This window comes from Bacillus sp. JZ39, from assembly GCF_053903145.1.
Window position 1 is genome coordinate 178478 of the sequence record NZ_CP096389.1, and the last position, 20324, is coordinate 198801.

Consider the following 20324-nt stretch of genomic DNA (forward strand, 5'->3'; position numbering starts at 1 on the left):
ACCGCTCATAGGGTTGAGCGGTTTTTTCCGTATAGCCATTCGAGCGCGTTGATGAACTGTTTGCAGAAATACTTGCGGTGGTGCACCGCTCCTTTTTCAATTGAAAGATACAACTGGTCTTCAGTGAAGCCTTTTTCTTTTAGACTTTGATGAACTTGCTTTGTTTTTTTAAGCATATGTCGCTGAATGGATTGTTTTTCACGGCCTTCTTCACTCCCGACAGACATGAAAACACGTACAGTGCCGGGCTTTAAAGAAGTTATATGAATGGTTTCCGCTGCGTTCTCGTACCAGTATGAACCTGATATAGAGCCTATTTTCCCGAACATTGACGGATATTTTAATATGGCGAACATTGAGATGAGGCCGCCTAATGAGGCACCGATCATTCCTCTTGACTGCGGTTCCCTGGTGACGTTCCAGTTTTCTTCGATTAGCGGAATGAACTGGTTCGTTATATCAGACAGATAGTGATATCCCATTCCGCCGAAGTCCGTGAACCGATCACTGAGTGATGCAGCCGGCCAAGGTGTGTATTCATTTAGCCGGTTTTCGGGTTCGATACCGATCAGCACGAGTTTAGGCAGCCTTCGCTGTTGAAATGCGTTTTCTAATAATTCGATTTGGTTTTGGAACAAAGAACTGCCATCCTGCACGTAAACAGCAGGAAATCCCCCGCTGTCTGTGCTGTAGGAAGGAGGGAGGTACAGCGTGAACCTCCTGTTGCCGGCTTTGTGTTCTGAAAGAGATCCTTTCAAGCATTCTCCCCCTTTTTTTGCTTGAAAAGCAGATATAAGAAATAAGGAACTCCGAGGATCGCCAAAATGATGCCTGCGGGCACTTCTGCGGGCTGAAAAAACAGTTTTCCGGCAAAGTCTGCGCTTATCACAAGAAGCATCCCGATTAAACCGCTCAGTGGCAGGATATAGCGATGTTCGACGCCAGCCAGTCTCCGTGAGATATGGGGAGCAATTAAGCCGACAAACGCCATGCTTCCCGCTACGGAGACACAGGCGCTGATGATTGCTACACAGGCTACGAGCAGGATGGTTTTTTCTTTATTTGATGAAATGCCGAGGCTTCTGACTGTGTCTTCATCAAAACGAATGGTGTCGAGCAGGCGGGATTTGCCGATAAGAATCGGTATAAACAGCAGCATCCATGGGAGAACGGCTGTGATATACGTCCAGTTGGCAGACCAGATGCTTCCGTTTTTCCACACCATGGCCATTTGATAGTCTTGCGGGTCCATTTTTAAAGATAAAAACAAAGACAGGGCGCTGAATCCTGAATTGATCGCAATCCCTACCAGAATAATTCTTCCTGAATCTAAATTGCCTCTGTGCCATGCAAATATGTAAATCAGGATCGCCGCGATGAGCCCGCCTATCAATCCAAAGAGCGGCATTCCCATCGCTGCAGCTATGGATGTCACTTCCTTCTGGCCTTGGAATAAGAGCATAAACGCTACAATGCCGGCTCCTGCCCCTGCGTTGATTCCGAGAATTCCAGGGTCAGCAAGCCCGTTTCTCGTGATGGCCTGGATAACAGCGCCTGCAATGCCAAGACCGAGTCCAATAATAGCAGCCATGACAACCCGCGGCAGTCTTAAATCGAACAACAAAATTTCATACTGCGGATTCGGGTCGATTTGAAAAAGAGTGGAGAGCAGCTCAGCAGGACGAACAGAAAATGATCCGCTCGTTAAGCTGAAATAACTGACAACCAGAATCAAAGCGATGAACAATGCATATTTTTTAGCCATTTTGCTCCCCTCCTTTTCGTTTAATTAAATAAAGGAAGAAAGGTACGCCGATAATGGATGTTACGACCTCAATCGGTGTTTCAAACGGATAGTTGATAAATCTGCTTGCGAGATCACACAGGGTTAAAAAGATTCCGCCCAAAATACAGGAGCACGGAATCAGCCTGCTGTAATCAGAGCCGACGAGAAATCTCGTGATATGCGGAACAACCAACCCGACAAACGCAATTTTTCCGGCCAGCGCTACGGCACTGCCGGTTAGAATGATGACGGAAAGCATCGCCATGATTTTAATGGTTTTTTTCTTTTGCCCCAGGCTTTTAGAAATGTCGTCCCCTAATGATACAGCGGTTACCTTTTTGCTGAGAGAAATGGCCATTATAATGCCAATCAGGAAAAACGGAGCGGCAAGCTTCAGGAAATCTGGACTCATTTGATGAAGTCTGGCACTGTACCAGAAACTGAGATCCTGAGAAATTTGAAAATAAATCGACATGGCCGCTGATAAGCTGCTGAGCAGCATGCTTGTGACTGTGCCGATGATGGCGAGCTGCACGGGGGTAAATCCGTTTGGCATCATGGCGGCAAGGCCGAATACTAACACAGCTCCTAACGCTGAGCCGATAAAAGAGTATATCATCATTTCAATTGAAGATGATTGCGGGAGCAGAACCATGCAAAGCGTAATGATAAACGCTGAACCATCTGAAACACCCATAATGGATGGCGAAGCTAAATAATTGCGCGTAATGCCCTGCATAAGCGCTCCAGAAACAGCAAGGGCTGCCCCTATGAGCAGAGCGCCGGCAGCCCTTGGAATCCGGGAGTGCCATATAATTTGATGGTCTGTGTTTCCCGGATCGAAATGAATAAGAGATGTAAAAACAATATCTGTGCTAAGATGCTTTGCCCCATAAAGGATTGAAAGCAAAAGCGACAGCGTTATAGCAAATGGAGAAGTAATCAATATGATACGTGTCCACTGTTTTGAATACATACAAAAACCTACTCTGAATTAGTTTTGTGTCAATTTTTCAGCAGCCGCTTTCAGGAAACGGACTTTGCTCCAAGCTGTGCCGCCTTGTGCGAGAGGGTCCACTGAGTTGACATACACATGGTCTTCTTTGACTGCTTTAAGGCTTTTCCAGATTGGATTTTTCTCTAAATCTTTTAAGGCATCAGGTTTGTCTGCATTTTCATCATCAGAAAATTGGACGAAAATATGGTCTGGGTTCATTTCACTTAATTTTTCTAATGAAATCAGCTCTTGCGCTTTTGCAGCTTTTACTTCATTCGGCGCCTTAAGGCCTAAATCACCATATAGTGTGGAGTTGAAATACACCTGTTCAGGGTAAATGTAAATATTGCCTTGTCTGATTCTGATGACAAGCGCTTTTGAATCTTTCGCTTTATCATTGATTTTTGTTTTTGTTTCATTTAGATCCTGTTCATAGTCTGCAATAATTTTCTTAGCTTTTTTCTCTTTTCCAGTCAGCTGGGCAAGCAGCATCATGTTTTCCTTCCAGTTTGAAGAGATATGAGAAACTGGGATCGTCGTGCCTGCTGTGCTGATTTTTTGCAGCGTTTTTTCCGGAAACTTTGTTGAAGCTAGGATAACATCTGGCTTCATTTCAAGAATCTTTTCAATATTTGGCTCCATTTTTTCTCCGGTTGGTTCGGCTTTATCAGTGATGTCTTTGAACATATCAGGGAATTTGCCGGAGAATGAAATTGCGCCTTGCGGATGAACGTCAAGCAATTTCGCGTCTTCCATTGATTCAACGCTTCCCGTAATGGCGATTTTGTCTGTCGGTACAGTTACTTCATATGTTTTATCAAGGTATTCAATTTTCTTTTTCTCAGATGCTGTGCCGCTTGCCTTGCTGGCAGTTGATTCATTTTTGCTGCCGCAAGCTGCCGCTGTCAGCGCGAGAAGCAAGATTAATAAGGTAAGAGATATATTTTTCATCTATAGAGCCCCCTGTTCAATTGATAACTATTATCAATTGGAATTATAGAGAATGAACAGATATAACACCATGGACAAATTCCTGATTTATCATGGATAATCTCCGGATAGTAAAGAAACAGTTTGCTGAACGATGCGTTCGTGCCCGCAAGCTGAGTATTCATTCCACGGATCAAGGGATAGAAGATAAACACGGTTATTCTGTACCGCGCTTAGGTTTTGCCATGCTTCTGTCTGCTGTAATTGCTGGTAGTAAGCTATGGTCTCCGGCTCTTTAAAAAGAAAAAGCATCATACAGTCAGCTTGGTAATTTGCGATATTTTCTAACGAAATCGCTTGTTCTGAAGGTGTGTCAGCCGTTGTTGCCGAGCTGAATCCTAAATCCCCAAAGAAAACTTCGCGGACGCTTCGGTTATGTGCCAGATAGAAGTTTTGCTTATGCAGCCTCAAAAAGAGAAAACGCAGCCCTTGAACGTGCTGAAGCGTTTTTTTGGCGGCTGTTGTCTGCTGGTCATAATCCGCTAGCCACTTTTCTGCTTCGGACTCCTCCTTTAAAAATGAGGCAGTTTGCAGAAAGTGGGTTCTCCAGCTTTCTTCTGAAGGAAGGTACATGACTTCTGCGATGCGATTCAGGCGATCTTGTTCTTCTGGAGAAATAGAATCCATGCTGACAATCACATCTGGTTCTGCCTGTGATAACGTGTACAGGTTTTCTTCCCACTTTTCATTAAACCGGTATGCACTGAGCTGGACGGGTATATCTGTCGAATAATGCTGATAGTAGTAAGACGTCCATTTCGGATGCAGAGCGGCCGCAAAAGGTATGTGGTGAAGAGGGATGAGATGGCCCATTGTGCCCCTTCCGTATGCGGCGATTTTCTTTCGGCGTTTTTTCATATAGCTTGTAGGTGAACAGCCTGTATGTTTTTTAAAGATTCTGCTGAAATAAAATTCATCTTGATAACCGGTTTGGTGTGCAATTTCTTTCAATTTGCAGTTTGATTTTGCCATGAGCCGTTTTGCCTTTGTGATTCGTGTTTTCGTAATAAATTCTGTTACGCTCTGTCCTGTCCATTTTTTAAAGCTTTCACTGTAGTGTTTGGCACTGATTCCTGCCATTTGCGACAGCTGGGCAAGCGTGATTTTTGTATCGGCATGGGTTTCGATATAGTGTTTTGTTTTTTCGATTGCTGAATGTGTATCCGTTTGATCAGATAAACTGGCAGTAAAAAGGTCATAAATCAGGCTTTGTACTTCAATTACACATTTTAGCTGAGAAAGCTGAGACGATTCATCCCATAGTGCGGCAAGCTCTTGAAGCCGGACGGCAAGATTTTCGATATGTGAAACATTCATAAGCTTCAGTTTGGCTAATTCCGATTCTGTGCACGGTGTGAAAATATCTTGCCCGGTTTCCTTGATATAGCTTTGAAGCCTGATCATACAGGCATCTATATGTCCATCGGCTGCCGGCGTAAAGCCAAAGGTCTCGTTAGGCGGACAAACATAAAGTGTCTTTTTTTGCAGAGGATTGGTGTTTGTTCCGATCGAAATATAGCCGTTTCCTTTTAAATGAAAAATCAGCACGAATGAATCGGCTAATTGCTGTTCTGAGAAGAGATCACTTGTCTTTTTTAGATATTCAATTTGTATCGGTTGATAAATCACTGCATTTTGCACGAGTAGACCACCTTTTCAGAGGCTTTTAATTGATAATCATTTTCAATAAAAATTGTACCAAATAAAAGAAAGTTTTCCTATATAAAGCGGGTGGTTTTTTAGTATGAAAAAAACCCTTACTTATGTGTAAAAGTAAGGGTCTTTCGTTCGGTAAGAATATGTTACACGTGTAACATACGATGCTTACGTTCTAATAAATGAGATATTTTTTTCTTGTTTTGCTGAATTGTTGGAGTGTTTTTTCATAGCTGTTTATGATGTTCTCAATCGAAGTTCCATTTTTAATTTTTGTCCTGATCCAGCCGTTGCCTGCCAGTTTATCGAATGAACCTGTTGAGAGGAACTCAAAATCCTCAGGATAGAGATCGTGGATGGTTTTAATGACTGAAAGACCTGTTTTAACGGCTTCAAACTTATCTCTGTCTGTCACATAGAGCTGCACACCGTGGCAAAGCGTTCCTTGATGTTTAGAAAACGTCGGTGTGAAGGATGCTGCCCTAAATGTTACGCCCGGCAAATGGAGGCTGTTTAATGTTTCGTCAAGTTCTGTGCTTTTGATAAATGGAGCTCCGATCAATTCGAATGGTTTTGTTGTCCCTCGCCCTTCGGATATATTTGTTCCTTCAATCAGCCCGGTTGCAGGATAAACAAATGTGCTTTCCACCGTCGGCATGTTAGGCGAAGGGAGGACGAAAGGCAATCGGGTATCGTCAAAATCCATTTTTCGTTTCCAGTGTTTCATTTTTACCACTGTAAGATCGGCATCAATATCAAATTCTTTGTTGAACAGTAAAGCCAATTCGCCTATCGTCATCCCATGCTTCAATGGAATGGGATACAATCCGACAAATGAGGCGTATTCAGGTTCTAAGATTGGCCCTTCAATATGATTCCCGCCTTGGGGATTCGGACGGTCCAGCACCATAAATGGAATGCCGTTTTCTTTAGCGGCTTCCATTGCGTATGCCATTGTATAAATGTACGTGTAGAAACGGGTCCCGACATCCTGAATGTCAAACATTAGAATATCGACATTTTTCAGCATTTCTGGAGTCGGTTTTTTCGTTTTTCCGTAGAGGCTGTATACGGGAACCCCGGTTTTTTCGTCAATGTAAGAGCCTACTTCGTCTCCAGCCTGGGCGTCACCTCGGACGCCGTGTTCAGGGCCGAATAAAGCTGTCAGTTTGATATCCGGGTTCTCGTAAAGGATATCGACACTGCTTTTCAGAGATGCGTTTACTCCGGTTGGATTGGTGATCAGTCCGATACGTTTTCCCTTGAGCTGTTTTTTATAGTCTGGCAAGAGCGTGTCTATACCAGTTTGGACTTTAGGTTTTTTAGCCGTTTGATTCTTTGAATCGGGTGAAGCAGAGGCAGCGGTTATCGTTCCGAACATCATGAGCCCTGTCAGAAAAGCGAATATTGTTTTTCTCATGTGTCCCTCCTTATTAAAGCGGTTTTCCCGTTTTGATATTTAATCCGTAGCCATATGGATAAAGGGTGTCCCCCGGGTTCGTGACTGATGGGATGTCAACTGGAAGTGTGCCTTTAGGTTTTGCCTGGCCGAAAATCGCCATCACTCCGGCCGGAATATTAGGTTGAAGATAACGGCCATTTGCGTATCCTTTAAAGCCATAGACTGCAATCAGTGCCTTTGCTTCTTCGAAATTGGCTGCATCATAGGGGTTGCGCAGGCTCATTAAGACAAATGGTTTGTTGTGCTGCAGTGCGGCTTTCATGACAGCTCTCGGAAACACGGTGGCCCATTTGCTTGAATCTGATATTGTGTCGTCGATGACACCGTCGTTGACGACAGGGTCATTTTTGACGACATAGGAGCCGGTTATGATATAATCAGCCTTTTTTACTTGTTTTGCATGCTCGGCATTAAATACTTGGTTGGCAAAATTCATTTTGTCGACAGATACGGGTTTGATTTTCTTTCGCTTGATGAGATCGTGAATGGTTTGTTCGATTGAAGCAGTTTGTTCTTCGTAAGGTGCAACAATTAAGATGTGGCTGCCTTTTTTAGGCTTGAACGGCAAAGTGTGCTGTTCATTTTTTAATACGGTCACTGCTTTTTCAGCTATTTTTTTCTCTGCTTTGAGGTGACGCTTGCTTCCTACGATTTTTTGGGCTTTGGCTATTTTTTCGTTTGTACTGTCGTCATTTCGCGCTGGATACATGCCGCGTTTTATTTTCAGGGAAATGATTCTTTCAACTGATTTGTTGATTTGTTGTTCAGGGATATCCCCGTTTTTTACGGCTTCTTTCAAAGCTTGAATAACACGTGCGAATTTCTGTTCTTCTTTCATTGAAGTGACTGAGGCTGGCATTAATGCAATATCGACACCAGCTTTTACGGCCATGACCACAGCCTCTTCCTGTCCGAAATGATCTGCGATTGCCTTCATATTGAGTGCATCGGTAACGATCACACCATTAAAGCCCATTTCCTGACGAAGAAGACCTGTCATCACTTTTTTTGAAAGTGTAGCTGGAACCAGAATGTCCGATCCATCGAGTTTGCTTTTGTAAGTGGTGTCATCAAAGGCGGGAAACTGAACATGGGCTGTCATCACCATATCAGCACCAGCATCAATTGCTTTTTGAAAAGGATAAAGCTCGACCTCACGAAGCCGTTCTTGGCCATGGGAGACGAGCGGCAGTCCATAATGGCTGTCAACGTCCGTGTCTCCATGTCCCGGGAAATGTTTGAGGGCAGACGCGATATCCTGCCGCTGCAACCCTTTCATCGTGTATAAACCGAGACGTGATGTCAGTTCTCGATTGGAGCTGAATGACCGTACGCCGATTACAGGATTATCGGGATTATTGTTAATGTCCACGACAGGGCTGAAATCTGTATTGATGCCTAAGGCAGAGAGCTCTTTCCCGATGATGCTGCCGGTCTGATACGCATTGATTCTGCTTCTGGCTGCGCCCAGCGCCATATTCCCTGGGAAATTAGTGCCCTCCCCTAACCTCGTTACAATGCCGCCTTCCTGATCAATACTCAGCATGAGCGGGATTTTTGGACTTGCCTTTTGGTAATCGTCTGTCAGTTGGACAGTTTGTTTTGTTGTTTTTACATTTTCTGCAAAAAGGATGATGCCTCCGAATTGATATTTCTTGACGAGGCTGGCGACTTCATCATTCATTTCTGTAAGGGCTTGCGGAGAGGACTCGCCTTCCTTTTGCCAATTTCTAAAATCAGGCATCAGCATCTGGCCGAGTTTTTCATCTAACGACATACGATTGACAATCTGATTGGCATCGATTGAACGTTTGGATGCAGAGGCTTCTGTCTGTCTGGCCCCGAAAAAGCATGAAAGAAAGAGAACGGCTGAAAGGATAAGCGGAAAGACAGGTCTCATAGAAACTTCCTCCTATCGTCTAATCATTCACTCCATCGCTTCATAAATCGCGGTTATGACACTTCCATAACTGCCTGTTGCAAATTGATCACCCTCAAAGACGTTTGGATTTTCTTCCGGATCAATAACTGGTGTATGCTTTTTATTTGTTAACAATGCGATGCCTAAATTGTATGCTGGATCAATAATTGTAACTGTCCCTGTCCAGCCGGTATGCCCGTAAGCATTTTCACTGGCATGAGGGCCAAACATCCATTCCATGCTTTTACTTCCGTTCCGCCTCCAGCCAAGAGCGAATGTCGGGTCTGTTGCTGAAGGTGCTTTAAACAGGTCGGCTGTTTTCTGATCAAATAAAGAAATGTTTCGGTATGAACCTTTGTTTAACATGACTTGCAGCAGTATGGCCATATCATCTGCATTTGAGAACAATCCGGCATGCCCAGACACGCCATCCATTGAGTAAAACGCTTTTTCGTCATGCACCTCTCCTTGCAGCGTGTTTGTGCGGATGTTAGGGAATTGAATAACGCCGTCACGTGTATTGCCCATGCGTTCAGTAGCTGCGAACTGTTTCGGTTTAAAGCCCTTTTGCAGCGGATTGTACAAGGTATGCTTCAGCCTGAGCGGTTTGTAGAGCTCTTGCTCCGTGTAGACATCAAGCGGTTTGCCGGTGAGTTTTTCGACAATACATCCGAGTAGCATATATCCAATGTCACTGTATACGTGCTTTGTCCCAGTTTGGTAATCGAGCGGAATTTTCGTCAAATATTCAATCGTTTTGTCCCGTTCCTGGGAATAGTACTTGCCGGCTTTTTCCGGCGTGTAAAAGTAAAAGCTTGATGGGAGCCCTGATTGGTACTGGAGGACATCGATGACACGTATCTTGTCTTTTCCTTTTATGAGGTCACCCGGCTGATCCTTGAAACCCGGCAAATATGCAGAAACTTTTTCATAGACGTCAAGTTTTCCTTGGCTGACTAAGCGCTGCAATGCAAAATTTGTTGCGTACATTTTTGTATTTGAGGCTAAGTCAAACATCGTGCGGGTTTTCATTTTGGCCGGACGGCGCAGCAGTTCTGACCCTTCGTACTTTTTACTGTAGCCGTATGCTGCTTTTTTTATAATGCGTCCATCCTTCACCACCACAAGAACGGCGCCTGGAAATCCTGCTGCAATATCCCGTTCTATCATCTGATCTACCTTCCTTAGCTTCTTCGTCGAGAATTGTGCAGTTTCTGCATTTATGGTTTTCGACTCAATCAAGTTGTCTGCTGTTTGTGCGAAGGTTTCATTTGGCGCAAATATCGATAGGGTTAAAATGGCACTGAATATGAACAGTGTCTTTGTTTTCACAGGCTAGCCCCTTTCTGTGCTTCTATCCCGTTTACTATCCCTAATACAGAAACAATTTAATCGAACTGAGAAGCCATTTCATCTTTATATCCGAATGCATAGGTCAATAAAAAGCCGGCCGCGTAGGAAATAAAGAGCCCAACGATATACAGGATGATTTGCGAAGGCAGGACTAGAAAGGAAAGCGGCAGTCCGGAGACACCAATCGCAATGGTGGCTACTTGAAAATAAGCTTGAAAGGCGCCGCCGATTCCAGCTCCTAAACATGCTGTTAAAAACGGACGGCCAAGCGGCAGCGTGACTCCGAAAATAAGCGGTTCACCAATGCCGAGCAGTCCCGATGGAAGCCCGCCGGCGATTGCTTTCCTCAGTGTTGTTTTTTTCGTCTTCACGAAAACGGCAAAGGCCGCGCCTACCTGTCCTGCACCTCCCATAGCCAAAATAGGGAGCAGAGGATCATTGCCAATTGAATTGATCAGTTCCATGTGCACAGGCGTCAAGCCTTGATGCAGTCCGGTTACGACGAGAGGAAGGAAGGTTGCGCCCAGAATAAAGCCCGCAGCGATGCCGCCGATGTCCAGGATGGACAGTAGGCCGGATGTAATAGCATCAGAAATGAATCCGCCTAAAGGCATAAATACGACATACGTTACGATTCCGGTGATTAACAGTGAAACGGTGGGTGTGACAATGATATCGAGTGATTGAGGAATAAAACGGCGAATAAATTGTTCGGTGTAAGCAATGAATATGGCTGCGAAAAGGACGCCGATCAGACCTCCCCTGCCCGGGAGAAGCTCTTCTCCAAATAAACTGATTTTTGCGATCTCCGGATTGATAATCAAGATCCCGGCTAAAGCCCCAAGTGCGGGTGTCCCGCCAAATTCTTTCGAAGCGTTAATACCGACGAGAATGCCGAGATAAGTGAACAGCCCTGATCCGATGACTGTCAGGATAACCGCAATTTGTGAGTCTGCAGAGAGCCAGCCTGCTTGAATAATTGCTTTGGTAATCCCAGTAATTAAACCGGAAGCGACTAGAGCGGGAATAAGAGGGATAAAAATGCTGGCAATTTTACGTAAGAAAAGTTTAAAAGGAGTGGCGTTTTTTCGATTGATATCGGCTTTCTTTTTGGCCGCTGCTTCTTTGACATCGGCACCTTCTTCTGCTGACACGAGCTTTGAGAAAGCAGCTGTAACATGATTGACAACTCCTGTGCCGAGGATAATTTGTAAGGTTTCAGCTTCAACGACCCCCAATACGCCGTCAAGCTTTCTTAAACCCTGAGCATCTGCTTTGCTTTCATCGTAAGGCGTAATGCGCAGGCGTGTCATGCAATGCGTATATGAAGAAATATTGGATTTTCCTCCGCATAGCTCAAGGATTTTCTGTGCGAGATGATGGTAGTTATTTTCTTTGCTCATTAAAACCCCTCCCCTTCAAGATGCCTTATTTTATTCTCATAGATTGTATGGCTGCTCTCGTTTTATCGATATAACCGGTTGTCGTTTCATACTGCTCAGCCGCCATGCCTAAAAACAAAACATCAATTATAAAAAGCTGGGCGAGGCGGGAAGAAGTGGCTGCACTTCGAATCAAGGCTTCATTGGAATGGGCTGTATACAAAGGGACATCAGCCAGTGCGGAGACGGATGTCTGACTGAATTGTGTGAGGCTGATCGTTGTGATGCCTTTTTCCTTAGCCATGGCGAACAGTTCAACGATTTCTTGTGTCTCTCCTGAAAACGAAATGGCGAATACGATGTCGTCTTTATCTGCATTTGCGATTAAAGATGCCACAAGATGAGTGTCTGTAAACGCGGTTGCTTGTTTATGAATGCGAAGCCACTTTTGCTGGGCGTCCTTGGCGACAATGCCGGAAGCCCCGAGGCCGATAAAATGCACGGTATGAGCTTTGAGAAGCAGAGAAACCGCTCGTTCAAGCTCTTTGTAGTCCATCAGGTCTGAAGTATCCTGAATGGCTTGAATGGCATTGCCGGCCGTTTTTTCGGAAATGGAGGGCAGCGGCTCGTGGGGAACAATATCCCGGTAGCCCTGAAACGTAGGCTTTACCAGATCGCCTGCTACTCTCATTTTTAAATCTTGAAATCCTTTTAAACCGAGTGATTTGCAGAGCCTGATGACGGCAGCGTCACTTGAATTGGCTAAGGCGCTGATTTCGTTGACCGTGCTTTCGATTGCTTTGTGGGGATGGGCTAGGATATAATCTGCAAGTTTGCGCTCGGATGGAGGGAGCTTATGCTTCATTGATTGGATGATCGCTAAACCGCCTGTGGCCATTCTAGTTCTCTCCTTATCATGGATGGTAATGTTCGATTGCTTTGTCAATGAAACCGTTTGCTTCATCGAGTAATGTCTGTGCTTGTTTCTGATCTGTGCTTGTTTTGAGCATGACGATTGCTGTTTTGACGTGATGATCGGCTTGTTCCAGAGTGTATCTTGCTGTGTCGTATGAAGCGTTTGTAAGGCTTTGGATGATGCTGATGGCGCGTTCTTTTAGTTTTTTGTTGCTGACGTTGACGTCTACCATCAAGTTTTCGTAAACCTTGCCGATTTTGACCATTACAGCGGTAGATATCATGTTTAGAATCATTTTATGAGCGGTTGCGGCTTTCATACGTGTTGATCCTGTAATGGCCTCAGGTCCGACGACAACCTCAATACTGTGATCCGCATCCTTGCTGATGGCGGAGTTTTCATTGCAAGTAAGGGCGATGGTGTGTGCTCCGACTTTTCGGGCGTATCTTAGGGCGCCTGCGGCGTACGGTGTGCGGCCGCTTGCTGCGATGGCAATGACGGTGTCATTTGAAGTGAGCTGTATGTTTCTTAAATCTTCAGCTCCTGCTTCTTCACTGTCTTCAATGCCCTCTGCTGCCTGTAAAAAGGCTTTGGGGCCTCCAGCCATGATTCCGATGACCTGATCAGGGCTTACGCTGTAGGTAGGAGGACATTCAACAGCATCCATGACGCCGAGTCTGCCGCTTGTGCCGGCGCCTGTATATATGAGCCGGCCTCCATTTTGAAACGATTCATATGCGCAGTCTACAGCTGTTTTGATGTCGGGGAGAACCTCCTGAACGGCTGCAGCGACTTTCATATCTTCGTTGTTGATCATTTTGAGGATGCCAAGAGTGTTTGCTTTGTGGATTTCAACTGTTTGGCTATTGCGTGATTCCGTTGTGAGACGGTGAAGGTTTAATGGTTCTGACATGAGGATGCCCCCTGTTTTAAAATGATATATCTCAATATTCAGTATATTCATTTCTGTTATGATATTTCAACTATGTTTTTAAATTTTTGAAATTTTATTTCACTTAAGAGACTATAAGAAATGATGAAGGATCAACTGTTCTCCAAGCGGCCCGATTCTTCGCCGTCCTTTATCAAGGAACCCGCTTTTCATATAAAGGTGTTTTGCGCGTATGTTCAGATGATTGACGGCCAAGATGATTTCGTCGCACCATGGAAAATATCCGCTCACAAAAGCGGGAAGCAAAAGCATGGCTTTTTTCGCATAGCCTTTTCCGTGATGCACAGCGTTTAAAGACAGGGAGCTGAGCAGTAAAGCAAATGGATTGTTAGAATAGGAAGCAAGCGTTTCTTTTGATGCATGTAAAATGAAAAAACCGACTGGAAGGTCGTCTTTTAAGATGACAACCGGGTATCGGTCCTGTATGCCCAGAGCCTGAGACAGCACCTCTTTCGGGAGGGAGGTAAAGCGTTTGTCATCGTTGGTGAGCGTGAATGATTGAAGCTCGGGCAAGTGTTCAGGCTTATAGAAGGATAAAGAAATGTCTTGAGTCATGTGGTGGCCTCCTTACAATATGTCGTCAAGCTCGTTTTCCGAAATGACGCGGTAGCCCGCTTGTTTTAACAGTGCGGCGGTTACTCCGCTGCCGGTGATTTTTTTGCCAGAGAATGTGCCGTTATAGATAAAACCGCTTCCGCAAGATGGACTGTTTTCTTTTAATATGACGGCAGAAGCGTTGATTTCTTTTGCGTAAGCCAATGTTTTCGCGGCGCCTTCCATATATAGTTCTGTGACGTCTTCTCCTGAAGCTGTCACGATTTTCGCTGTTCCATTGAGGACATCCTCGCCGGTGCCTCCTATGATTTCTGCGGGTTCGCGTGGGGTAGAGAAGCCGCCGAGAAGTTCAGGGCAAGCCATGACTGCTTTCTTTTCATCGACGAGTTTTCTGATTTTCTCCGACGCTGCGTGAGAGCCGTTATATCTGCATTCAATGCCTCCAAGGCAAGAACTGACTAGAATCATATTAGGTTCTCCTCTCTTGCTTTGCTTGTCTCTATCATAAAATAAATGGCTTTAGTTGGGAGGCTTTTTCAGTTAAAAAAGGAGTTAAAAAGTTTGAAAATAAAAAATTTAATTTTTCTCTTTACAAACAGGGGGTGACCTGTATATAATAACTTTTGTCAGCTCGACGAGAACACAACGGCCCGTTGGTCAAGCGGTTAAGACACCGCCCTTTCACGGCGGTAACACGGGTTCGAATCCCGTACGGGTCACCATTTGGAGGATTAGCTCAGCTGGGAGAGCATCTGCCTTACAAGCAGAGGGTCGGCGGTTCGAGCCCGTCATCCTCCACCATCTTGCCGGTGTAGCTCAATTGGTAGAGCAACTGACTTGTAATCAGTAGGTTGGGGGTTCAAGTCCTCTTGCCGGCACTGTTTTTTCAAAATTTTATGTGGAGGGGTAGCGAAGTGGCTAAACGCGGCGGACTGTAAATCCGCTCCCTCAGGGTTCGGCAGTTCGAATCTGCCCCCCTCCACCATTATTGGGCTATAGCCAAGCGGTAAGGCAACGGACTTTGACTCCGTCATGCGTTGGTTCGAATCCAGCTAGCCCAGTCACAGACACCTTTGATCAAAAGGTGTCTTTTTTCTTTTCGGAAAAATCATTCCAACTTCTAACTGTTCAGTCTGTATAATAATTTTAAAAATATGTTAAGGTAGTTTATTCACGAATTACCATCTACACCCTGCCAAAAATTTGATAAACTTATTTTATAAAAAAATTGAAACCTTTTGAAACGAAGCTCGTATACATACAGACCGGTGAAGGCAGAGGTTAGATAAATATGGAAATGATGATTAAAAAAAGAATTAAACAAGTCAAAAAAGGCGACCAGGATGCATTTGCGGACATCGTAGATATTTACAAAGATAAAATTTATCAGCTTTGCTACCGTATGCTTGGCAATGTGCATGAGGCGGAGGATATTGCACAGGAAGCTTTCATCAGAGCGTACGTTAATATCGACAGTTTTGATATTAACCGGAAATTTTCAACTTGGCTTTATCGAATCGCGACCAATTTGACCATTGACCGCATTCGCAAAAAGAAGCCGGATTATTACCTCGATGCAGAGGTGGCTGGTACGGAAGGCTTGACCATGTATTCTCAAATCGCCGCAGATGGTGTTTTGCCTGAAGATGCAGTTGTGTCGCTGGAGCTCTCAAACACGATACAGCAGAAAATTTTAAAGCTTCCTGACAAATACAGAACAGTCATCGTATTAAAGTATATTGACGAACTCTCATTAATTGAAATCGGGGAGATTCTAAACATTCCTGTGGGGACTGTGAAAACGCGGATTCACAGAGGCAGAGAGGCTCTTAGAAAACAATTAAGGGATCTTTAAGTGGGGTGATGAAATGAGCTGTCCTGAACAAATTGTGCAGCTTATGCATATGCATCTTGATGGAGATATCCTTCCAAAAGATGAACACGTATTAAATGAACATCTGGAGACATGCGAGAAATGCAGAAAGCATTTTTACGAGATGGAGAAATCCATAGCGCTCGTACGGAGCACATCGCATGTCGAAGCCCCCGCGGATTTTACCGCTAATGTCATGGCAAAATTGCCTAAGGAGAAGAAAAGAGCTTCTGTAAAAAGATGGTTCAGATCCCATCCCGTTATCGCAGCTGCTGCGGTATTCATCATTTTGATGGGCGGGGGTTTTTTTAACAGCTGGCATAATGACCACAATTTCAGCGTGTCCAAGCAGCCGAATCTTGTGGTTCATAACCATACTGTGACCGTGCCAGAAGGTGAGACGGTCAAAGGTGATGTCACTGTCAAAAACGGCAAGCTGATTATTAAAGGCAAAATAGACGGGGATGTAACCGTCGTAAACGGAGAAAAATATATGGCCTCTGCTGGACAAGTCACCGGTCAGATTGAAGAAATCAATCAATTATTCGATTGGACATGGTACAAGATGAAGTCTGCGGGGAAAAGTGTACTCGATGCATTCAGTCCGAACGGAGAAGAGTAAAGCGCGTTAGCCGCTTTGCTCTTTTTTTGCGGGCTGAGAGGGCTGGCACATTTCACTTGCTAAATCGAAATGTGGTATAATGGGCTCGCTATGTAAAGTACATATGCGTAACACGTAAAACACAAAATACGAAATGACTGAAATCTTGGAGGACGAGGAAATGGCTTTTGAGGATATCCCTTTTTTGCAGTACCTCGGCAATGCCGTTGATATTCTCCTTGTTTGGTATGTGATATATAAATTGATTATGGTGATACGCGGCACGAAAGCGGTTCAGCTGTTAAAAGGAATTGTAGTCATCGTGCTTGTTCGTATGGCCAGCCAATATTTGGGCCTCAGCACACTTCAATGGCTGATGGACCAAGCGATAACATGGGGATTTTTAGCAATTATTATTATTTTTCAGCCTGAGCTGAGAAGAGCGCTTGAACAGCTAGGCCGCGGCCGCTTTTTTTCGAGGAGCGGCACGCCTGTTGAAGAAGCGCAGCAGAAAACGATTGAGGCCATTACAAAAGCGATCAATTATATGGCGAAACGCCGTATAGGCGCCCTGCTGACCATTGAGCGGGATACTGGAATGGGGGATTATATTGAGACCGGCATACCACTGAATGCCAAAGTCAGCTCTGAGCTGCTGATCAATATTTTTATCCCAAACACCCCGCTTCATGACGGTGCGGTGATTATGAAAAATAATGAAATTGCCGCGGCCGCCTGTTATCTGCCGCTTTCTGAGAGCCCGTTTATTTCAAAAGAACTGGGCACGCGGCACAGAGCAGCTGTCGGTATCAGTGAAGTAACAGACAGTTTGACGATTATTGTGTCTGAAGAGACCGGCGGCGTCAGTGTGGCAAAGAACGGCGACCTTCACAGAGAGCTTACAGAAGAAGCGCTGAAAGAAATGCTTGAAGCCGAGTTTAAGAAAAACACCAGAGACACTTCTTCTAACCGCTGGTATTGGAGGGGCAAGAAAAATGGATAAATTCTTAAACAACCGCTGGGCTGTGAAAATCATTGCTCTGCTTTTCGCGCTCTTGCTTTATGTAGCGGTTAACAGCAACCAAGCACCGACTCCGAAAAAACCGGGTGAATCTTTCTTTCCGACATCAACAACTGATGAAGCAACTCTGACTGATATTCCGGTTAAAGCGTATTATGATGATGAAAATTACGTCGTGACGGGTGTTCCGCAAACGGTTAATGTCACGATAAAAGGCTCGACAAGCGCCGTGAAAAAGGCTCGGCAGACCAAAAACTTTGAAATATATGCTGATATGGAACATTTGAAAACCGGCACACATAAGGTTGAGCTTAAGGCCAAAAACGTGTCGGATGGGCTGACAATCTCAATTAATCCGTCTGTTACGACAGTGACCATTCAGGAACGGACGACCAAAAGTTTTCCCGTAGAAGTGGAGTACTACAACAAAAGCAAGATGAAAAAAGGCTATTCTCCGGAGCAGCCGATTGTCAGTCCGAAAAATGTGCAGATTACCGGATCGAAAAATGTCATCGATAATATTTCTCTTGTAAAAGCTTCAGTGAATTTGGAAAACGCAGATGAAACGATTGAAAAGGAAGCGAAAGTGACTGTCTATGATAAAGACGGAAACGCGCTTCCTGTCGACGTGGAGCCCTCGGTCATCAAGATTACCGTTCCGGTGACAAGCCCGAGTAAAAAAGTGCCCTTTAAAATTGAACGGACAGGAAGCCTTCCTGACGGTGTCAGCATAGCCAATATTGAATCCAGCCCCAGTGAGGTAACGGTTTACGGCTCACAGGATGTGTTGGATTCTCTTGAATTTATTGACGGCGTCAGCTTAGATTTAAGTAAAATTAACAAGGATTCCGATATCGAGGCAGATATTCCGCTTCCTGACGGTGTCAAAAAAATCTCACCGTCAAAGGTGACTTTGCATATAGAAGTCGATAGTGAAGCGGATCAGAAGTTCGAGAATGTCCCTATCAAGACTGTAGGGCTGAGCAGCTCACAAAACATTGAATTTCTTGATCCTGAATCACAAGCGATAGATGTAACGGCTAAAGGCTCTCCCACGAATATAAAAAAACTGAAAAAATCAGATATTGAATTGTATGTGAATGTTTCAGATTTAGAGGACGGGGAGCATAGCGTGAAGCTTGAAGTGAACGGGCCACAGAATGTAACCTGGTCCTTGGGGCGGAAAAACGCCAAAATCAAGCTGACGTCTAAGAAAAGCAATACTTCAACGAATGATAACAGCAGCAATACATCAGGGAACCAGGGTGACACAGATAAACAAACAAATGATCAAAAGAACAATCAGCAAGAAGATACAAAGAACACTGATAAAAACAGCAACGATCAAAACCAAGACGAAAATAAAGATCAAAACCAAGATCAGGATGAGGATGAATCCACTGCTAATTCACAATCCTCATCGGAATAAAAAAGGAGCGATTATAAAATGGGCAAGTATTTTGGAACAGACGGTGTAAGAGGTGTCGCCAATAGTGAGCTTACACCTGAGCTGGCCTTTAAAGTCGGACGTTTCGGCGGTTATGTGCTGACAAAAGACAAACAACGTCCAAAAGTGCTGATAGGCCGCGATACACGCATCTCCGGCCATATGCTGGAGGGAGCCCTTGTCGCCGGACTTTTATCCATTGGCGCAGAAGTCATGCGCCTGGGTGTCATTTCTACACCAGGTGTATCTTATTTGACAAAAGCGATGGATGCAGAGGCGGGCGTCATGATTTCCGCTTCTCATAACCCAGTGCAGGATAACGGCATCAAATTCTTTGGGGGAGATGGATTTAAGCTTTCTGATGAACAGGAGGCTGAAATTGAGCGCCTGATGGACGAACCTGAGGATAAGCTGCCAAGACCTGTCGGAGCAGACCTTGGACTTGTAAACGATTATTTTGAAGGCGGACAAAAATATCTGCAATTCTTAAAACAGACAGCTGATGAAGATTTCACAGGCATTCATGTGGCATTGGACTGTGCCCATGGCGCAACGTCATCCTTGGCGACACACCTGTTTGCTGATTTAGATGCAGATGTTTCTACAATGGGGACTTCCCCGAACGGATTAAACATTAATGACGGCGTCGGTTCGACTCATCCCCAAGCGCTCAGCGCGTTTGTCAAAGAGAAAAACGCGGATCTCGGTCTTGCGTTCGACGGTGACGGCGACCGCCTGATTGCTGTAGATGAAAAAGGAAATATTGTAGACGGCGACCAAATCATGTACATATGCTCAAAACACCTGAAATCAGAGGGCCGTTTAAAGGATGATACAGTGGTTTCAACCGTGATGAGCAACCTCGGCTTCTATAAGGCGCTCGAAAAAGAAGGCATCAAAAGCGTACAGACAGCTGTCGGCGACCGCTACGTAGTAGAAGCAATGAAAAAAGACGGCTACAACGTCGGCGGAGAGCAGTCAGGACATCTTATTTTCCTTGATTACAACACGACAGGGGACGGATTATTGTCTGCTATTATGCTGATGAACACTTTGAAAGCCACAGGCAAGCCGCTGTCAGAGCTTGCAGCTGAAATGCAGAAGTTCCCGCAGCTGTTAGTCAATGTGAGAGTGACTGATAAATATAAAGTTGAAGAAAATGAAAAAGTAAAAGCAGTTATTTCTGAAGTTGAAAAAGAAATGAACGGCGACGGCCGGATTTTGGTGCGCCCTTCAGGAACTGAACCGCTCGTCCGTGTCATGGCTGAAGCGAAGACGAAAGAGCTGTGCGATGAGTATGTCAATCGCATTGTTGAAGTCGTCCGGTCAGAAATGGGATTAGAGTAACGAAGTCTATTATCAGAGAGTGAACAAGACAAGCGAGGTTTACATAAGATAATTGTGAGACATAC

General features: G+C 44.7%; 18 protein-coding genes and 5 tRNA genes. 10 read left to right on the forward strand and 13 right to left on the reverse strand.

All coding sequences use genetic code 11. The features are described from left to right. Positions 1-5: 5 nt before the first annotated feature. The 13 genes from M1D65_RS01025 to M1D65_RS01085 form a co-directional block, all read right to left on the reverse strand. A complete protein-coding gene (locus tag M1D65_RS01025) occupies positions 6-758 on the reverse strand; it encodes an alpha/beta hydrolase (protein WP_041850625.1) in 753 nt (250 codons plus the stop codon). Next, positions 755-1765 carry an iron ABC transporter permease FeuC gene (gene feuC, locus M1D65_RS01030; RefSeq protein ID WP_003234980.1) on the reverse strand — a complete coding sequence of 337 codons (1011 nt, stop codon included), beginning with the start codon at positions 1763-1765 and terminating at the stop codon, positions 755-757. Before feuC ends, M1D65_RS01025 begins: the two co-directional genes overlap by 4 nt. After that, positions 1758-2762 carry a FecCD family ABC transporter permease gene (locus tag M1D65_RS01035; protein WP_015715127.1) on the reverse strand — a complete coding sequence of 335 codons (1005 nt, stop codon included), beginning with the start codon at positions 2760-2762 and terminating at the stop codon, positions 1758-1760. Before M1D65_RS01035 ends, feuC begins: the two co-directional genes overlap by 8 nt. 18 nt (positions 2763-2780) lie before the next feature. Further along, positions 2781-3734, reverse strand: a complete 954-nt coding sequence (gene feuA, locus M1D65_RS01040; protein WP_064671155.1) for an iron ABC transporter substrate-binding protein FeuA — start codon at positions 3732-3734, stop codon at positions 2781-2783. 90 nt (positions 3735-3824) lie between these two features. Further along, the gene (gene btr, locus M1D65_RS01045; protein ID WP_124073483.1) at positions 3825-5414 is read right to left on the reverse strand and encodes a bacillibactin transport transcriptional regulator Btr; all 1590 of its coding nucleotides are present in this window, start codon (positions 5412-5414) and stop codon (positions 3825-3827) included. A gap of 190 nt (positions 5415-5604) precedes the next feature. Beyond that, a complete protein-coding gene (locus M1D65_RS01050; RefSeq protein WP_456270723.1) occupies positions 5605-6849 on the reverse strand; it encodes an exo-beta-N-acetylmuramidase NamZ family protein in 1245 nt (414 codons plus the stop codon). 13 nt (positions 6850-6862) lie between these two features. Further along, on the reverse strand, positions 6863-8791 hold the full coding sequence (nagZ, locus tag M1D65_RS01055; RefSeq protein ID WP_085187800.1) for a beta-N-acetylhexosaminidase: 1929 nt from the start codon (positions 8789-8791) through the stop codon (positions 6863-6865). Between the two features lie 27 nt (positions 8792-8818). Further along, positions 8819-10144 carry an N-acetylmuramoyl-L-alanine amidase gene (gene amiE, locus M1D65_RS01060; protein ID WP_456270724.1) on the reverse strand — a complete coding sequence of 442 codons (1326 nt, stop codon included), beginning with the start codon at positions 10142-10144 and terminating at the stop codon, positions 8819-8821. Between the two features lie 56 nt (positions 10145-10200). Beyond that, entirely contained in the window at positions 10201-11568 is a 1368-nt protein-coding gene (locus M1D65_RS01065) for a PTS transporter subunit EIIC (protein ID WP_014478646.1), read from the reverse strand. 25 nt (positions 11569-11593) lie between these two features. Then, positions 11594-12445 (reverse strand): MurR/RpiR family transcriptional regulator, encoded by an 852-nt coding sequence (locus M1D65_RS01070; protein WP_041850630.1) that lies wholly within the window; start codon positions 12443-12445, stop codon positions 11594-11596. A 16-nt stretch (positions 12446-12461) separates the two neighbouring features. Further along, positions 12462-13376, reverse strand: coding sequence for an N-acetylmuramic acid 6-phosphate etherase (gene murQ, locus M1D65_RS01075; RefSeq protein WP_041850631.1), 915 nt, complete (start codon positions 13374-13376; stop codon positions 12462-12464). Positions 13377-13487: 111 nt separating this feature from the next. Next, entirely contained in the window at positions 13488-13970 is a 483-nt protein-coding gene (locus M1D65_RS01080; protein WP_014475628.1) for a GNAT family N-acetyltransferase, read from the reverse strand. 12 nt (positions 13971-13982) lie between these two features. After that, positions 13983-14438, reverse strand: a complete 456-nt coding sequence (locus M1D65_RS01085; protein WP_021481932.1) for a DUF523 domain-containing protein — start codon at positions 14436-14438, stop codon at positions 13983-13985. Positions 14439-14617: 179 nt separating this feature from the next. Here M1D65_RS01085 and M1D65_RS01090 point away from each other — a divergent pair. The 10 genes from M1D65_RS01090 (at position 14618) to glmM (ending at position 20259) form a co-directional block, all read left to right on the forward strand. Beyond that, positions 14618-14692 (forward strand) — tRNA-Glu (locus tag M1D65_RS01090). Positions 14693-14695: 3 nt separating this feature from the next. Continuing rightward, positions 14696-14771: transfer RNA gene (locus M1D65_RS01095), tRNA-Val, on the forward strand. Positions 14772-14775: 4 nt separating this feature from the next. Next, positions 14776-14848 (forward strand) — tRNA-Thr (locus M1D65_RS01100). A 22-nt stretch (positions 14849-14870) separates the two neighbouring features. Further along, positions 14871-14955 (forward strand) — tRNA-Tyr (locus tag M1D65_RS01105). A 4-nt stretch (positions 14956-14959) separates the two neighbouring features. After that, positions 14960-15031 (forward strand) — tRNA-Gln (locus M1D65_RS01110). Positions 15032-15261: 230 nt separating this feature from the next. Beyond that, positions 15262-15825 (forward strand): RNA polymerase sigma factor SigW, encoded by a 564-nt coding sequence (sigW, locus tag M1D65_RS01115; protein ID WP_003223646.1) that lies wholly within the window; start codon positions 15262-15264, stop codon positions 15823-15825. Positions 15826-15838: 13 nt separating this feature from the next. After that, positions 15839-16465 carry an anti-sigma-W factor RsiW gene (rsiW, locus tag M1D65_RS01120; RefSeq protein ID WP_029317269.1) on the forward strand — a complete coding sequence of 209 codons (627 nt, stop codon included), beginning with the start codon at positions 15839-15841 and terminating at the stop codon, positions 16463-16465. A 160-nt stretch (positions 16466-16625) separates the two neighbouring features. Then, positions 16626-17447 carry a diadenylate cyclase CdaA gene (cdaA, locus tag M1D65_RS01125; RefSeq protein ID WP_003223651.1) on the forward strand — a complete coding sequence of 274 codons (822 nt, stop codon included), beginning with the start codon at positions 16626-16628 and terminating at the stop codon, positions 17445-17447. Continuing rightward, positions 17440-18894, forward strand: a complete 1455-nt coding sequence (gene cdaR / locus M1D65_RS01130; protein ID WP_064672083.1) for a CdaA regulatory protein CdaR — start codon at positions 17440-17442, stop codon at positions 18892-18894. Before cdaA ends, cdaR begins: the two co-directional genes overlap by 8 nt. Positions 18895-18912: 18 nt before the next feature. Continuing rightward, the gene (glmM, locus tag M1D65_RS01135) at positions 18913-20259 is read left to right on the forward strand and encodes a phosphoglucosamine mutase (protein WP_326153903.1); all 1347 of its coding nucleotides are present in this window, start codon (positions 18913-18915) and stop codon (positions 20257-20259) included. Positions 20260-20324 lie beyond the last annotated feature (65 nt).

Coding starts and splice junctions, on each gene's coding strand:
- feuC (WP_003234980.1), bottom strand. CDS start 1,765: ATGGCTAAAAAATATGCATTGTTCATCGCTTTGATTCTGGTTGTCAGT.
- M1D65_RS01035 (WP_015715127.1), bottom strand. CDS start 2,762: ATGTATTCAAAACAGTGGACACGTATCATATTGATTACTTCTCCATTT.
- feuA (WP_064671155.1), bottom strand. CDS start 3,734: ATGAAAAATATATCTCTTACCTTATTAATCTTGCTTCTCGCGCTGACA.
- M1D65_RS01050 (WP_456270723.1), bottom strand. CDS start 6,849: ATGAGAAAAACAATATTCGCTTTTCTGACAGGGCTCATGATGTTCGGA.
- nagZ (WP_085187800.1), bottom strand. CDS start 8,791: ATGAGACCTGTCTTTCCGCTTATCCTTTCAGCCGTTCTCTTTCTTTCA.
- M1D65_RS01065 (WP_014478646.1), bottom strand. CDS start 11,568: ATGAGCAAAGAAAATAACTACCATCATCTCGCACAGAAAATCCTTGAG.
- M1D65_RS01070 (WP_041850630.1), bottom strand. CDS start 12,445: ATGGCCACAGGCGGTTTAGCGATCATCCAATCAATGAAGCATAAGCTC.
- murQ (WP_041850631.1), bottom strand. CDS start 13,376: ATGTCAGAACCATTAAACCTTCACCGTCTCACAACGGAATCACGCAAT.
- M1D65_RS01080 (WP_014475628.1), bottom strand. CDS start 13,970: ATGACTCAAGACATTTCTTTATCCTTCTATAAGCCTGAACACTTGCCC.
- M1D65_RS01085 (WP_021481932.1), bottom strand. CDS start 14,438: ATGATTCTAGTCAGTTCTTGCCTTGGAGGCATTGAATGCAGATATAAC.
- sigW (WP_003223646.1), top strand. CDS start 15,262: ATGGAAATGATGATTAAAAAAAGAATTAAACAAGTCAAAAAAGGCGAC.
- rsiW (WP_029317269.1), top strand. CDS start 15,839: ATGAGCTGTCCTGAACAAATTGTGCAGCTTATGCATATGCATCTTGAT.
- cdaA (WP_003223651.1), top strand. CDS start 16,626: ATGGCTTTTGAGGATATCCCTTTTTTGCAGTACCTCGGCAATGCCGTT.
- cdaR (WP_064672083.1), top strand. CDS start 17,440: ATGGATAAATTCTTAAACAACCGCTGGGCTGTGAAAATCATTGCTCTG.
- glmM (WP_326153903.1), top strand. CDS start 18,913: ATGGGCAAGTATTTTGGAACAGACGGTGTAAGAGGTGTCGCCAATAGT.